Annotated in this window: 14 protein-coding genes and 3 pseudogenes; 4 read left to right on the forward strand and 13 right to left on the reverse strand. The window is 58.1% G+C overall.

Features of this window, described 5'->3' with window-relative positions; all coding sequences use genetic code 11:
• Positions 1–84, forward strand: a pseudogene (locus ACGYK7_RS15245) (transglutaminase); the annotation flags it as partial.
• Positions 74–1,030: pseudogene (locus tag ACGYK7_RS15250) on the forward strand (cation diffusion facilitator family transporter). The pseudogenes ACGYK7_RS15245 and ACGYK7_RS15250, both read left to right, overlap by 11 nt.
• A 151-nt stretch (positions 1,031–1,181) precedes the next feature.
• Here the strand turns inward: ACGYK7_RS15250 and ACGYK7_RS15255 are convergent.
• From ACGYK7_RS15255 to ACGYK7_RS15270, 4 genes and pseudogenes are all read right to left on the reverse strand, one after another.
• Positions 1,182–2,267, reverse strand: coding sequence for a multicopper oxidase domain-containing protein (locus tag ACGYK7_RS15255; protein WP_317406871.1), 1,086 nt, complete (start codon positions 2,265–2,267; stop codon positions 1,182–1,184).
• An 89-nt stretch (positions 2,268–2,356) separates the two neighbouring features.
• Complete coding sequence (locus tag ACGYK7_RS15260) at positions 2,357–2,485, reverse strand: multicopper oxidase domain-containing protein (protein ID WP_306419543.1); 129 nt, start codon at positions 2,483–2,485, stop codon at positions 2,357–2,359.
• Positions 2,486–2,492: 7 nt separating this feature from the next.
• Positions 2,493–2,648: pseudogene (locus tag ACGYK7_RS15265) on the reverse strand (multicopper oxidase domain-containing protein); the annotation flags it as partial.
• Between the two features lie 255 nt (positions 2,649–2,903).
• Positions 2,904–3,635 carry a DUF3047 domain-containing protein gene (locus ACGYK7_RS15270; RefSeq protein ID WP_236629003.1) on the reverse strand — a complete coding sequence of 244 codons (732 nt, stop codon included), beginning with the start codon at positions 3,633–3,635 and terminating at the stop codon, positions 2,904–2,906.
• A 393-nt stretch (positions 3,636–4,028) separates the two neighbouring features.
• Between ACGYK7_RS15270 and lgt the strand changes: the two genes are divergently transcribed.
• Positions 4,029–4,958, forward strand: a complete 930-nt coding sequence (lgt, locus tag ACGYK7_RS15275) for a prolipoprotein diacylglyceryl transferase (protein WP_050672452.1) — start codon at positions 4,029–4,031, stop codon at positions 4,956–4,958.
• A gap of 69 nt (positions 4,959–5,027) precedes the next feature.
• Here lgt and ACGYK7_RS15280 read toward each other — a convergent pair whose 3' ends face one another.
• Positions 5,028–5,411, reverse strand: a complete 384-nt coding sequence (locus ACGYK7_RS15280; protein WP_009824461.1) for a hypothetical protein — start codon at positions 5,409–5,411, stop codon at positions 5,028–5,030.
• A 137-nt stretch (positions 5,412–5,548) separates the two neighbouring features.
• On the opposite strand from ACGYK7_RS15280, the gene ACGYK7_RS15285 reads away from it, so the two are divergent.
• Positions 5,549–6,190, forward strand: coding sequence for a Crp/Fnr family transcriptional regulator (locus tag ACGYK7_RS15285; protein WP_108895363.1), 642 nt, complete (start codon positions 5,549–5,551; stop codon positions 6,188–6,190).
• A 117-nt stretch (positions 6,191–6,307) separates the two neighbouring features.
• Here the strand turns inward: ACGYK7_RS15285 and ACGYK7_RS15290 are convergent, their stop codons facing one another.
• From ACGYK7_RS15290 to ACGYK7_RS15325, 8 genes are all read right to left on the reverse strand, one after another.
• Positions 6,308–7,171: a cation diffusion facilitator family transporter gene (locus ACGYK7_RS15290; RefSeq protein WP_394403396.1), complete on the reverse strand. Its 864-nt coding sequence runs from the start codon at positions 7,169–7,171 to the stop codon at positions 6,308–6,310.
• Positions 7,172–7,256: 85 nt separating this feature from the next.
• The gene (locus ACGYK7_RS15295; RefSeq protein WP_043847221.1) at positions 7,257–9,602 is read right to left on the reverse strand and encodes a heavy metal translocating P-type ATPase; all 2,346 of its coding nucleotides are present in this window, start codon (positions 9,600–9,602) and stop codon (positions 7,257–7,259) included.
• A 121-nt stretch (positions 9,603–9,723) separates the two neighbouring features.
• Positions 9,724–10,281, reverse strand: a complete 558-nt coding sequence (gene petA, locus ACGYK7_RS15300; protein WP_009824465.1) for a ubiquinol-cytochrome c reductase iron-sulfur subunit — start codon at positions 10,279–10,281, stop codon at positions 9,724–9,726.
• A gap of 87 nt (positions 10,282–10,368) precedes the next feature.
• Complete coding sequence (locus tag ACGYK7_RS15305; RefSeq protein ID WP_227512171.1) at positions 10,369–10,959, reverse strand: TVP38/TMEM64 family protein; 591 nt, start codon at positions 10,957–10,959, stop codon at positions 10,369–10,371.
• A gap of 73 nt (positions 10,960–11,032) precedes the next feature.
• Positions 11,033–11,176 (reverse strand): hypothetical protein, encoded by a 144-nt coding sequence (locus tag ACGYK7_RS15310; RefSeq protein WP_009824469.1) that lies wholly within the window; start codon positions 11,174–11,176, stop codon positions 11,033–11,035.
• A gap of 70 nt (positions 11,177–11,246) precedes the next feature.
• On the reverse strand, positions 11,247–12,698 hold the full coding sequence (locus ACGYK7_RS15315) for a multicopper oxidase family protein (protein ID WP_043847217.1): 1,452 nt from the start codon (positions 12,696–12,698) through the stop codon (positions 11,247–11,249).
• A 1-nt stretch (position 12,699) separates the two neighbouring features.
• A complete protein-coding gene (locus tag ACGYK7_RS15320) occupies positions 12,700–13,167 on the reverse strand; it encodes a rhodanese-like domain-containing protein (RefSeq protein WP_043847215.1) in 468 nt (155 codons plus the stop codon).
• Between the two features lie 39 nt (positions 13,168–13,206).
• Positions 13,207–13,752: a calcium-binding protein gene (locus ACGYK7_RS15325; protein WP_043847211.1), complete on the reverse strand. Its 546-nt coding sequence runs from the start codon at positions 13,750–13,752 to the stop codon at positions 13,207–13,209.
• Between the last annotated feature and the right edge of the window lie 36 nt (positions 13,753–13,788).

Consider the following 13,788-nt stretch of genomic DNA (forward strand, 5'->3'; position numbering starts at 1 on the left):
CGCGTTCGTGGTTTCCGCAGCGACCGCCTCAAGACTGACCGACGCGCGACACACGCGCATGAGGAGCCTGCCAATGCTACATGACCACGGGCACGCGCATATCGATCCGGATTCTGGCGATCGGCGGGTTGCCATCGCGATCTGGGCGAACGGGCTTCTTACCGTTGCGCAAATCGTCGGGGGCATATTGTCGGGCAGCCTGGCACTGATCGCCGATGCGCTGCACAACTTTTCCGATATGGCTTCGCTTGTCATTGCCTTCGCCGCACGCAAGATCGCGCGCCGCCCAGCCGATGAGCGCATGACCTTCGGCTATGGTCGGGTCGAAATCGTCGCAGCCCTGGTTAACTACACCACCCTGATTTTGATCGGCTTCTAACTGATCTACGAAGGTGGCATGCGCATGATTGATCCACCCGAAGTCATGGGTTGGACCGTCGTCATTCTCGGTGGAATTGCGCTTGTGGTCGACACGCTGACCGCAATGCTGACCTATTCGATGCAGAAGGGCAGCGTGAACATCCGCGCGCTTTTCCTGCATAACCTGTCGGACGCGCTTGCTTCGGTCGCGGTTATCGTCGCTGGGTCGCTGATCATCCTTTACGACATGCGTTGGGTCGATCCTGCCATCACCATCGGCATCGCCATCTACATCCTGTATCTGTCTTTCACTGAAATAGGCGGCCCAATCCGAACCCTGATGCTCGGGAGCCCGCCGGACATCGACAACGAGGCCGTCGTCGAAGCGATGCGGAAAGTCGAAGGCGTCGCCGACGTCCACCACGTCCATCTCTGGCAAATGCAAGAGCACGAGGCTGCGCTCGACTGCCATGTCGTCGTGGCAGCCGAGGGGTGGTCGAAGATTGAAGAGATCAAGAGCGCGATCAAGAAGCGGCTGAAGGGAGAATTCGGCATCAGCCATTCCAGCCTCGAATTCGAGCACGAGGATCGCGCTCATCAGAACGCCGATCTCTATGGTCACGGTAATTCGAGAGATGGGGAGGAAACTCATACTCACGAAAAAAGCTGACCGAGCATGAGGATATCATTTCCTCATTTGCGACGGCAAGTTGACGTCGACCAACGTCAAGTGGACTGATGAACCTTTGCATGAGCAACTGGCTGCGAAGGGCAGTAGGGAAGGTCTGAGGCGGATACACTACAGGGGTATCACGTCCAAGTTACAGAATGTCACTTGACCTCCCCTTGCTGGAAGGTTGTAGCAGTAACTGTATGACCTGCGTTTTTCGCCTTGTTTTGATTCTCATGCTGACCTTCGGTGCAGTGACTGCGCCGGATATGTCGTCGGCCAGTATGTCAATCACGGCTATGGCGCAGATGGAACCCACCGAAAGCGCGGATGGCCGTTGCGGCGGGTGCGATCCCACCGGATTTGCTGAGGGCACTGCCTGTGAAGGTGGGTGTCCTGTTCCTTGCGCCTCCAGCGGTACTTCTGGCCTCCTTGCCAAGATGCCGTCAGCGCGGCTCACGAGGCCTTTTGGTACTGCCGTCCGGGGTGCCGAACCTCTGATCTCACTCGGCACGAATCCGTCGCTTGATCCATTCCCTCCCAAACTGCCTGTCTGAATCGTCATCGTCTCGCCCGGCGCTACGAGGGTCGTGTCGCGAAGGTGGGTTCGCGCACCATTCTGATCGGTTTCCCAGAAATGGTGGCCATGCAGGTGGATACCGTGCGGAAAAGCAGTGTCGTTCACCATCCGCACCTGCACTGCTTCATCACGTCTTGCCGAAATCAGCGGTTTGTTCGGCAGACCGCTCACGTCGTTGAAGGCCCAGCCCCCGAACCCGCCGTGCGCGCCGTCCCCGGCACCGCCTTGCATGAAGAGATCTGCCGTTTGCGTGATCTCTCCGGGCGCGGGCACGAGGTTCGCGGGGAGGGGAGCTATCGGCGCAGACCGGATTTGTCGCTGACCGTTCAACATAATGCCCCCCAGTTCCTCGCCACCCGAAGGCACGGTTTCTCTTAGGATCACATCACCCGTCACATCTGCGATGATGTCGATGCGCTGCGCCGGTGCGAGTTTTAGATTGCCCAGCGAAACCAGCTCGGGCAGCGGCATCCCGTCATAGGCCACACAAAAGCCCGTCAGCCCGTCGATACGTATCTCGAAAATGCGATCCGGTGTCGGATTGATCAGACGCAACCGGATGTGATCCCCCAGCCGCGCCTGCTCAGACGACAGGAAGGTGGTCATCAAGTTCCCCAGCCTACCTGCTGTTATGAAATCAGCGCGGTCGAATTCCATGTCGAACTGGCCGGTGTCATCAAGCCGAATGTCGAAGAGGATGGCCGTGATGTCCTGATCCACGTCTGGCGGGGCAGGTTCTTCGACGATCAGGGGCCGAACAGTCCGCGGGCGACCTGTTCGTAGGAAAGGTAGTGGGAGTGATACCAGTAGGTTCCGGCATCGGGAACCGGAAACCGGAAACCGGTACTCGTAACCCTCATTCGGGATGATGACATCCTGTGTCAGCACGTTTACGCCGTCCATCGCGTTGGGCAACCGAATGCCATGCCAGTGTACGAGGGTCCCGTCCTCCAGCCCGTTTTCCACCCGCGCCCGCAGAATATCGTTCTGGCGCTGTCTGATTTCGGGGCCGGGACAGGTGCCATTGAATCCAAGCATTGCAATGTCCCGCGACCCGATCCGGGTGAAGGCCGGGCGTCAGGGTGACAGGCACCGAAGCCGCACTCAGGGGCAGGGGGAGCGTGGCTGCGCCAAGCGCAACCATCATCTGAAGACGCTTAAGCATGGGTTTCCGTGTATTCCGTTTCTGGGGCCTGCAACCCACATCCCCCACCGTTGCGGAAGGGCGTCCCGGCGAGATATATTGATACATTGCAGATCGGCGCCCAGGTTTGGCGGAATACCGGAGAGCACCTAACGTATCTGCAGGTCCTGAATGGCCGCAAGGATCTTTCCGTCGGTATCATCGCTGTCGGCTGTCACCGCAAGACCGACCAGAACCTTTGGCATGTCCCCGAACGCACGCACGAAATCGCGATCCAGGTTCACATTCTCGGTGAAGTTGCCGGTTTGTGCCGTTTGCAGAATTTTCGATTTGAGACCCGTCGAGTAGGGGCTGTTCAGCAATGCGCCTTTCGCATGATTGCCACCCCAGACATAAACCAGCGCCCGCGTATTGGGATCACGCAGCAATTTGCGCGCCGTTGTTCGGCCAAGCGTGCTTGCGGTCTGCGGATCGACGAATATGAAGTACAAAGCAAGATTGCGATCATCGCCGCCGCGCCGTGTGAGGTCGGTTCCCTTAACACCCTGCGTGACGGACCATTCCCACATTGCTGCCTTTGCGGTGCCAAGGGCTGCGCTGACCGGACGCCAGAGAACCGAAACCGTGCCATCGGAAATCACGTCCAGCCGCCGACCTTGCAGGCCGTACTCGTTCGAAAAGAGCCGCAAGAGGCCCTGTTCTTTCCAGCTTCCATCGAATGGAATTGTCTTTCCTTGCGCATAGAGGGGCGGGGCGTTTGCAGCTAATGCAACAAAAGCGATGAAAAGTGTCGCTGCGAGGGACCGTATAAACATCTGAACTCCTTTTGCGATGCCGCTGGTCCTGCTTTGATCCCGGTTATCACCATTATGTGCCGTCATGATCCGTTGAATTGTGCCGGGCGCGCGCAACTTCAATGAACATATCCGTGATCATAGATGTGGTTGCGCAATGGTCGTTGCAGGACGCGGGAGCGAATTCAGATCATGGAGCGCGACCTTGATCGGCTGATTTCCCGCGACGGACGGATCCAGTAGGCGGCGGAGCTTCCAACCGTTACAAACAAGTACAAAACTCATGGGATACAAGCGCCTGAACACATGGACGCGGGTGCCGATGTGCGTCATCTCTGGTTCAACGGAACCGACTCCCGCACGCAAGGATGGCACATTCACCACAGCGCTTTGGGCTGGGGACAACAGGGTTGAACGCGCCAACGTCCGTTGCGGGAAACAAAATGTGGCCTTGTGTGAAACAGGCAAAGGTAACAAAGAATGCTGACTTCGATTATCCAATTTCCTGACATCGGAACAGAGATTTTTGCCGTTGATATCGGATCGTTCCGCTTTGCCCTGCGTTGGTATGCGCTGGCCTATATTGTTGGCCTCCTTATCGGCTGGCGCATCTGTGTCGCATTGGTCCGCTCTTCGTCAGTCTGGGGGGCCGGGGCGCCGCCGCTGCAACCCAAGCAACTGGAAGACCTGCTGACATGGATCATTCTGGGCGTGATCGTGGGGGGCAGGCTGGGGTTCGTGCTTTTCTATCAACCTCAGTACTATTTTCAGAACCCCGTCGAAATCTTCATGGTCTGGCAGGGTGGTATGTCATTTCATGGCGGCTTTTTCGGCGTGGTCGTGGCCACCTTGCTTTTTTGCTATCGCAACGGCGCACCCGTTCTATCAACGGCGGATCTGCTCGCTGTTGCAACACCACCGGGTCTTTTCCTCGGTCGGCTGGCCAACTTCACCAATAACGAGCTTTGGGGCCGTCCGACCGATGTGCCCTGGGCGGTGGCATTCCCCGGCGAGGCAGCCCAGTCCTGTGCGGGCGTCGTGGGCCTGTGTGGCCGCCATCCGTCCCAGCTTTATGAGGCTCTTCTGGAGGGTATCCTGCTTGGCTCGGTCCTGATCTTTCTGGCCTGGAAACGCGGTTGGCTGCGCTTTCCCGGAAGCCTTACTGGCCTGTTCCTGGCGGGATACGGAAGCGCAAGGTTCCTTGTCGAGTTCTTCCGGCAGCCTGATATGCAGTTCGTCACGCAGGACAACCCGATTGGACATGCGGTTCATTGGGCGGGCTATGGGCTGACAATGGGCCAACTGCTGTCGTTGCCGATGATTATCCTTGGCGCGGCCCTGATCGTATGGTCCCGCAGGCGTGTGACGGTTAATTCTGCGGATCTGGTGTCGACATCAGATTCTTTGTGAATATCCGAGCGTAGTGTTGGCGAAGTGACCATTGCGGCCTGGGTCCGCATATGAGCCTTGGGCGCGTGCTCAATGATGCGGCTTGCGTCCTTTCGCAATCATCAGATGGTGCTCTTGATGATGTACACCGATTGTCATCAGACCAAAGAAACCAAGGCCCTGTATTTGTTCACCATCGCCACCCACGATCAGTGCGACACCATCCTCCATTTCTTCTGACGCAACACTCCAGCCTGTTTCACCGGCAAGGAACGGTGCATGGGCGGGAACCATTGTGTTGATGGCCGACAGGACACGCGGGCTGCCACGCACTTCGAACCGTGCCCCGTCGGGCCGCAGAATGCGGGTGACCTCTGCCTTTCGTGTCAAAAGGTCCATATCGACCAGATGGTCCCTCAGTTTGTCGATATTGACGGCGCCCCAATCGGTTTCGGGATCGGCCTGGAGCAGCACAACTATTTCGGCCAATGCGGCGAAGGCGGACTGGCCGGTTTCCTGGGGCGTCGGACGCGTGACCCATGGATGAATGCATTTGTTGCGGCGTAACGGGTGTCGCAAGCAAGACAGCGAAGAGAACGGGTATCAGTCGCATGGACCAGCCTTTCCTGAGTGTATTCGGATTCAGCCTAGTACCTGATCGGACCCTGAAATATGATTTGGATCATATGATGCCTGAACCCTATAATCTCATACCGCCCTCCGCCTTGCGTCCGCTGACGAGGGCCGCAGGGGATACGGTCTTTCGTCAGGGCGCGCGGACCTGCGGCCTTTATGTTGTTAAGTGCGGGCGCGTTCATCTTGAGCGTGTCGGCCCGGATGGCGAACGATTTATCATCTACCGTGCCGAGCCCGGGATGAGCCTTGCCGAAGCATCGGTGTTTTCGGATAGATACCACTGCGATGCGGTCGTGGCGGAGGCTGGGGCGTTTGTACAGATCGACAAAGCGGCGGTCTTGTCTGCCTTTGCAGATCCGGATTTTGCACGCGCCTATGCGCGGCAAGCGGCACAGCAGATACAAGCGCAACGTCAGGCGCTTGAGATCGTAGGCATCCGCCGCGCAGAAGAACGGGTCTATGCCGGTATGGTGGCGGGCCTGCTTGAAAGCTCCGTTGTCGATTTTGCCAGCGCGCTGCACCTTTCGCACGAGGCCACCTATCGGGCCTTGCGAAAGCTTGTGAATGATGGCCGGATCGCAAATCCGACCCGGGGAACGTATCATTTGCGCCCCTGAATGGATCAGCCGGACCATGCCCGGTTCGAGATAACAAAAGGTGCGGTAGCAAAGCTTGGCGGGTATTTCGCTTGCCCGATAACAATGAGAATTGCTGCCCGCGACGATGACCTGTTTTCAAAGATCGCCGTTATGCCCTGTCTTACTGCTCGCCGCTGAAAGGTCGATTGCCTCAGCGCCGCTTTCGTCGAAGCACCGTGTTTCGATCTGCAGGGTTGCGAAAAAGAACCCGAAGTCCTTACGCAGCATGTCGTAGGCGGTTTGCAGGACCTCTTCTTGATCTGTGACACGCAGATGCGCGGAGAAGACATGCTTGCCACTTGTCAGCGCCCAGGCATGAATATGGTGAACATCGGAAACCTCGTGCAGTTCTTCAAGGGTACGTTTGATTTCAGGCAGACTCACTTCGGGAGGCGTGCCTTCCATCAAAAGATGCGCCGCTTCTTTCAGCAATCCCCAGCTCGCCCATAGCAGGACAAACCCGAACGCCATGCCAAGCAGCGGGTCGATCAGCAGAAACCCGGTGAATTCGATTGCGAGGGCGGTCACGATGATCAACAGACTGCCAACAAAGGTCTGGATGATATGCCAGAACGCTCCCTTCGGGTTCAGATCTTCCTTGCTTTGCTTCCAGATCAGCGCAAGCGAAATGAACTCCGTAAAGAGCCCCCCGGCAGCCGCAATCAGCATCGGACCCGTTGGAAGATCAATTGGCGCAGACATGCGCATGGCAGCCATCGCGATGACAACAACCGCCATGGCCAGCAAGAAGCCGCCATTCACAAGGGCGCCGATGATTTCGGCGCGCGCCCAGCCAAAGCTCCGCTCTTCATCCGCCGGACGCAATGCCATACGCGCCGCGACAATGGCGACCAGCACACCGCCCACGGCCGAAAAGGTATGGAACGCGTCGGAGATGACCGCGATTGACCCTGTCCATAGGCCAATCGCCAGTTCAATCACAAAATAGATGCCGGTCAACTAGGCTGATATCGCCAGCCCCTTGCCGCCGGACGGCATATGCCCCTGATGTCCGCCTGCCATCATCTATCTCCTTAGTTTGCGACTAAAGCCGTACCCGTCGCAGCCGCAGTGCATTGCTAATGACGGAGACCGAAGACAGGCTCATCGCGGCGGCGGCGATCATCGGCGACAGAAGAAGGCCGAAAAACGGGTAGAGAATACCAGCCGCGATGGGCACACCTGCGGTATTGTAGGCGAAGGCAAAAAACAGGTTCTGCTTGATGTTTCGCACCGTTGCCTTTGCCAATCGGCGCGCACGCACGATGCCGACAAGATCACCACCCAGAAGGGTGATGCCTGCGCTTTCCACGGCAACGTCGGCACCGGTGCCCATCGCAATGCCCACATCAGCCGCCGCCAGGGCAGGGGCATCGTTCACGCCGTCTCCTGCCATGGCGATCCGGGCCCCTTCTTGTCTGAGGGAGTCCACCAATGCCTTCTTGTCTTCGGGCAAGACGCCTGCGTGGACTTCATCAATACCCAGCTTTGCGGCGACGGCTTCGGCGGTTTTCTGATTGTCACCGGTTGCCATTATGACCCTGAGACCGAGGCGATGAAGGTCATCGATGGCGTCTGCCGTGGACTCCTTGATGGGATCGGCAACAGCGACAATGCCGGCAAAAGTGCCATCTATCGCCACAAGCATTGCTGTCTTTCCAGATTCACGAAGGTCGTCCGCAGCAAATTCCGCAATCGAAGCGTCAACGTTGATCTCTGCCATCATGGCGGGATTCCCAAGTGCCACGACCTGGCCATCGACCATGCCTTTCACGCCCTTGCCAGTCACGGCTTCGAATTCCGTTGCGTTCGGAAGCGTCAGCCCCCGTGCCAGCGCACCCTCGACTATTGCTTCGGCCAGCGGATGTTCGGAGCCCCGTTCGAGGGCCGCAGCCATTGTCAGCAGGTCATTTTCAGCCTTGTCCCCCGTGGGCACCACGTCTGTCAGCTTGGGGCGCCCTTCGGTGAGTGTTCCGGTCTTGTCAACGATGACGGTATCGACACGCGCCATGCGTTCCAGTGCTTCGGCGTCTTTGATCAGAACGCCAGCCTGTGCCCCGCGGCCCGCCGCCGTTGTGATCGAAATGGGCGTCGCAAGGCCCAAGGCACAGGGGCAAGCAATGATAAGAACGGATACGGCTGCAGTAACAGCGAAGGCGAGCGCGGGATCGGGCCCTAAGAACAGCCAGACAACGAAGGATATGATCGCAATGACGACAACCGTCGGAACAAAGACGGACGATACCCGGTCCGCCAGACCCTGAATCGGCGCGCGCGACCGCTTTGCACCTGCCACCATGTCCACGATCTGGGACAGGACCGTGTCCGCACCGACCTGTGTGGCCCGGATCGCCAATGTGCCGTTCTTGTTGATCGTGCCGCCTGTGACCCGGTCGCCTTGTGTTTTCTCGACCGGCAACGGCTCTCCGGTGATCATACTTTCGTCGATAGATGAATGCCCTTCGAGGACCTCGGCATCGACGGGTATGCTGTCGCCGGGGCGTACCCGCAACCTGTCACCCTCAACAATGTGTTCGAGAGGTGCGTCATATTCCGTCCCGTCCGGCAGGATCCGCCGCGCCGTTTTTGGTGCGAGATCGAGCAATGCACGGATGGCATCACCCGTCCGTTCGCGGGCGCGCAACTCGAGCACCTGACCGACAAAGATCAGCGCAACGATCACAACCGCAGCTTCGTAATATGTCCCGACGCTTTGGCCGTTTCGATACGCTTCGGGGAAAATGCCGGGCAGGAATGTTGCGGCAAGCGAATAGATATAGGCAGCCCCGACGCCAAGCGCGATCAGGGTCCACATGTTCGGCGATATATTCCTGATCGATTCCCACCCCCTTTTGAAGAAGGGAAGAGCCGCCCAGAGAATGATCGGGGTTGCGAGGACGAATTCGATGTAGACAGCCGTCTGATGTCCGATCCATTCCCGCACAGGTAGGCCGACCAGTTCACCCATCGTCAGGATAACCAGCGGAACGGCGGCTGCCGCGCTGATCCACATGCGTGTTGTGAAATCGGACAACTCTTCTGACGGCTCGTCCGATGGAAGCATCGGTTCAAGCGCCATGCCGCAGATCGGACAGGACCCGGGCTCATCCTTCAGGATTTGCGGATGCATCGGGCAGGTCCATTGCGTACCGGCCTCGCCATGTGCTGGTGTCTTTTGGGCGTTTCCCGACGCATAGTAAAATGGGTCTTTGCCAAACTTGGTTTCGCAGTTTTCCGAGCAGAAATGAAAGACCTCTCCATCATACTCGGCACTGCGCGTGTCTTCGTCTATCTCGACGGTCATGCCGCACACCGGGTCGGTCGCTGTATCTGGGTCTGATGCGGTCGAGGTGCGCGTCATGTCGTGATGATGTTCTTGGTCCGTGGCCATCTTCTAATTCCCGTTTTCAAGACAATTGAACACATAACCCTTCCAGTTACTGGAGGGTCAAGACTCTTCCGACAACGCTGCGTATGAATTTTATGGGCCTTCGCGATGCGCGAAGCTCCTGTCAGCCCAGGGTCAGTATCATGTCTTCCGAAACGGACATCGTGGGAATATGCAGGTTCTCCGGTGCCGGACCCTTTCGAATGCGTCCTGCTGTATCATAATGGGAGCCATGACAGGGACAGAACCAACCACCAAAATCGCCGGCTCCGTCACCAAGTGGTACACATCCCAGATGCGTGCAAACGCCTATCATGACCAAGAAATTCTCATTTCCCGCCACTGCCCTGTTTGCATCGGTGGCCAGGTCATCTCCGGATATGTTGGGATTTCTGGCGACGGTATCAGGAAGGGAAAGCACATCTTCCGAACGGGCCTGCGCGATTTCCGCGTCGGTCCTGTGCCGGATGAACACCGGCTTGCCGAGAAAACTGACAGTCAATTGCGTTCCGGGTTCCACACCGGAGATATCGACGCGGATCTGGGACAGCGCGCGGACATCGGCGGATGGGTTCATCTGATTGAGCAATGGCCAGACCGCAGCCCCTACGGCAACCGCGCCCGTTCCGGCGGTGGCGTAGTACAGGAAATCCCGGCGGAGTTGTGGTGTTTGTGTATCCATAGCGATTCACGGTCGCAGCTTCCTGTGGGGGAAGGTCAATGGTAAAGTAGGCAATCACGGTTTTCATTTTTGCTGACATACTCAGACTTAGGAAGCGTTGGTTGACCGATTTGTTCGCCAGAGCGCTGCGACCAGCAACGGTGCGGCAGTCATCAATCCAAGACCGATGATGATCCACTCAGCAGTGCCGAAATCTCCCGACATGGCCTCTGCTCCGAAATGCGCGAGCAGGAAACTGGCTGGAAGAATGCCTGCCAGAGTTGCGATCAGGAACCGCCAAAGGCGCAGGCGGCTGAGACCGGCAGCGTAGCTCATTGCGTCAAACGAGATGAAGGGCAAGAGGCGAGACGCGAACACCGTCAACATCAACAGATTTTGAGAGCCCAATAACCCGAAACCGGCCTTATCCCCAAGCCAGCGCTCAACGTGGTCGCGCCCGATATAGCGGGCGATGATGAATGCCACGAGTGCACCCAGTTCCGACCCGATGGCGACATAGACAGCTCCGGCAACATGACCATACGCCGCGCCTGCCACCAGTGCGACCGGTGCACTTGGAATGGGGCTTGCCACGATCGAAACCATCATGAGCACGATGATGAGCAACGGTCCCAAAGCGCCGGCCCGCTCTATCCAGACCTCGATAGTCTCGCGGGCTATCGCCGGGCCATATCCCATTGCCCATATGGCTATCAAAAGTACGCCAAGCGCAACCACCAACCATAGCCCAACCCGATGCAGGCGCGGTTTGCTAAGCGGCATGGAGCACCAAAAGAAAGAGAGCTGCGAAGACAATTGGCCTTTGCTCGGGCAAGATGAAATGCATAGGCGCAGAGATGACGATCAACAGCCCGCCGGCGAGGGTCAGCCGCTTGATGTGCAATTCGGTTTTCATCTCAAACCTCTATCGAGGAATAGGATTCCCCTAAAGGTTCCTGTCAGCGGAGGGTAAAGGGATTTCTGCGCTAAGCAACACTGAATTGCCCCATCATGCCGCCGTCTTCGTGTTCCAGAATGTGGCAGTGATACATGTAGGGCGCAGCCGCTGAGGCAGGTTTTTCGAATTTCATCGCAAGCTCCACTTCACCATCCACCAGTACCGTATCCTTCCAACCCCTGTTCTCTGCACGCGGTGCCGTACCGTTTTCCGACAGGACCTGAAACCGGACGCCGTGAACATGGAACGGGTGCATCATCATGGCCCCACGCACAATCCAACGCTCGATGCTGTTGAGTTTGGTGGAAAAATTGAGCGTTCCCGAATCGTATGACGCGCCGTTGATCGAAAATCGGTTACCGGACCGCGAGAACATCATCCCCATGCCCATCGACATATCCAGTGACAGACGTCGGACTGGCGCGTCCTTGACCGCAAGATCAGGCAACTGCCCGTCCAGAGAGCCGGGCAGGGCGTCGATGCGAACCGGAAGGGTTGTGTCGACAGCGAAAGGCAGCACGGTGAATGGACTGCCGGAACCGCCGCCGCCCATCATTCCGCCCATGGCCGAATTAATGATATCGTCGGACTTCAAAACACTGTCCCGCCCGCTTGTGAAATCCACAAGCACTTCTGCGCGCTCTCCTGGTGCAAGGGTCAGGCGGTTCAGCGCAATCGGTCGATCCAGAAATCCGGCATCTGTCGCGATGAGATGAAGCGACCGGCTGTCAGACATGGACAGGCGGTAAACCCGCGCATTCGAGCCGTTGACGACACGGCACCGCACGATCCCCTTCGGAACCGCTGCCGACGCGCCGATTTGACCGTTCACAACCATTGTGTCGCCCTGAAACCCGTTCATGGACTGGTGCATGCCGGGATCGTATTTCAGGCGTCCGCGCCAGTTGAACTGACGGTCCTGCAATACAAGGGTCAGATCATCGACCCCGTAGGCGGATGGCAATCCACGGGCGTCATCCGCGTCATCCGTCACCTGCAGAACACCCGCCAGCCCCAGCATGACCTGCCGTGCCGTCGCGCCGTGAATGTGGCTGTGATACCAGGCCGTTGCCGGGGGCTGGTCAAGGTCCAGCACCGGCTTCCAGGTGTCTCCCGGTGCGATGGCCTGATGTGGTCCGCCATCGAACTCACCGGCAACAACCAACCCGTGCCAATGCGCCGACATCGGCTCGCCAAGCGTGTTGTGCACCTCTGCCCGTGTCTCGACCCCGGCCTGCACCCGGATCGTCGGGCCAAGGTATCCCTGGTTGTAGCCGAACGTTTCGCTGGCGGCACCGTCGTCAAAACGGGTCTCGCCCGTGCGGGCTTCCAGCTGAAAAAGCCGGGATGTCGTCGCATCGAGAAGGGGAGGATACGCGAGCCTCTTGTCCGATGCCGCGAATGCAGCCGATGGCAGGGCAAATGCAGCCCCAAAGCCTGCGGCATGGCCCAACAGTTCTCGACGGTTCAACAGTTTCACTTCAACTCAATTCCTCTGGCAGCGCCGCCAGAGCCATATCGACACTGACGACCGGATAACCGCCCGCGATCCAGCCCGGTCCGGCGGCAGAACCGAGCATGCCTTCGGATACGTCAAGAAAGCCGCTGTAGCCAGCCTGCCGAAGACTTCGCATGACGCGGCCAGACCGCCCGCCTGTCGCACAGATGAGCGCGACAGGCCGCCCTTCGGCCCGTTCCCGGGCGGCAAAAAGCCGCTCGGCGAAACGGTCCTCATGCAGGCTGATGGGCCAGGTACCGTCGGCAACGCCGGTGTCGGTCCATTCCGGTCGCGACCGAACGTCGATCATCCGGATCAGGTCCTGTTGCAGCGCATCTGCTGCCATGTCCGCCGACCAGACCTCGGCGGTCTGGGCGACAGCCGAGAAAGGTGCAACGGAACTGGCCAACATCGCAAGGCTTGCGCCGCGGCGCGTCAGAAAGAAGGCCATAATTTGCCCCCATCAAGCTGAGTGCCGCAGGCTTGACCCTTATTCGCTGTCATGATGACCTTCCATGTCCGTTCCGGTGGAAGTACCGTTCATTTTGCTCATCCGTGTACCGGCATCTTCCATCTCGTCCTGAGAGATCTGGCCGTTACCGTCCGCATCGAGATGCTGAAAGCGATCTACCATGCGCGCGCGCATTGCGTCCATATGCAAGGCTTCGAACTCGTCAAGTGTCAACGCTCCATCGGAATTCGCATCGAACTCCCGCATTTTTTCGGACATCTGCGCGGCCATTTCATGAGGCTGTCCACCGGACATCATTGTCGACATCATGTCCCGATCCATCATTCCCATCATGTTGCCCTGGCCACCCATCATAGCGGCATGCATCTTCATCATTTTTCGCATCATCGGCATCATGTCCCCGCCCATCATGCCCATCTGATTGTCGCCATCGCCCATCGCCATGCCGGACATATTCCCGCTGTCAGGCTTGCTGTCGGCAGCCCCGTCGGATTCCGCAAATGCTGTTTGCGCCATGCCAACCGCGATCACCACGCCAAGCGCAATAATTTCTTGTTTTTTCATTTCTCATTCCTTTCAGACTTACCCTAGATACATTGG

The organism is Sulfitobacter sp. 1A15299 (genome assembly GCF_043556915.1).
Taxonomy (GTDB): Bacteria; Pseudomonadota; Alphaproteobacteria; order Rhodobacterales; family Rhodobacteraceae; genus Sulfitobacter.

Excerpts from the sequence above, each read along its gene's own strand:
- ACGYK7_RS15255 (WP_317406871.1), bottom strand. The coding sequence starts at position 2,267 with ATGGAATTCGACCGCGCTGATTTCATAACAGCAGGTAGGCTGGGGAAC.
- ACGYK7_RS15260 (WP_306419543.1), bottom strand. The coding sequence starts at position 2,485 with ATGTCATCATCCCGAATGAGGGTTACGAGTACCGGTTTCCGGTTTCCG.
- ACGYK7_RS15270 (WP_236629003.1), bottom strand. The coding sequence starts at position 3,635 with ATGACGGCACATAATGGTGATAACCGGGATCAAAGCAGGACCAGCGGC.
- lgt (WP_050672452.1), top strand. The coding sequence starts at position 4,029 with ATGCTGACTTCGATTATCCAATTTCCTGACATCGGAACAGAGATTTTT.
- ACGYK7_RS15285 (WP_108895363.1), top strand. The coding sequence starts at position 5,549 with ATGGACCAGCCTTTCCTGAGTGTATTCGGATTCAGCCTAGTACCTGAT.
- ACGYK7_RS15295 (WP_043847221.1), bottom strand. The coding sequence starts at position 9,602 with ATGGCCACGGACCAAGAACATCATCACGACATGACGCGCACCTCGACC.
- petA (WP_009824465.1), bottom strand. The coding sequence starts at position 10,281 with ATGGATACACAAACACCACAACTCCGCCGGGATTTCCTGTACTACGCC.
- ACGYK7_RS15305 (WP_227512171.1), bottom strand. The coding sequence starts at position 10,959 with ATGGGATATGGCCCGGCGATAGCCCGCGAGACTATCGAGGTCTGGATA.
- ACGYK7_RS15310 (WP_009824469.1), bottom strand. The coding sequence starts at position 11,176 with ATGAAAACCGAATTGCACATCAAGCGGCTGACCCTCGCCGGCGGGCTG.
- ACGYK7_RS15320 (WP_043847215.1), bottom strand. The coding sequence starts at position 13,167 with ATGGCCTTCTTTCTGACGCGCCGCGGCGCAAGCCTTGCGATGTTGGCC.
- ACGYK7_RS15325 (WP_043847211.1), bottom strand. The coding sequence starts at position 13,752 with ATGAAAAAACAAGAAATTATTGCGCTTGGCGTGGTGATCGCGGTTGGC.